General features: G+C 68.3%; 1 pseudogene. It reads left to right on the forward strand.

What is annotated here, in order from left to right:
• Nucleotides 1-243, forward strand: a pseudogene (locus tag OR16_RS39280) (MFS transporter); the annotation flags it as partial.

Here is a 243-nt window from a genome sequence, read left to right on the forward strand (position 1 = left end):
CGGGCTGGCCTCGCTGGCGCTGGTGTATCCCAACTTCACGCTGCTGTCAGCAGGCCCTGGCCTGCCGCTCACCATGGCCCTGATCGGCGGCGCCGTTACCCTGATGTCGGTCGGCAGCGGCGCGGGTGCGGCCCTGATGATGGAAGCGCTGCCACGCCACCATCGTGCCACCGGCATGTCGGTGATGTACAGCTTTGGCGTCACCGTGTTCGGCGGCTTCGCCCCGCTGATCGTGACCTGGCT

The sequence above is a fragment of the Cupriavidus basilensis OR16 genome (assembly GCF_000243095.1).
GTDB classification, from domain to species: domain Bacteria; phylum Pseudomonadota; class Gammaproteobacteria; order Burkholderiales; family Burkholderiaceae; genus Cupriavidus; species Cupriavidus basilensis_D.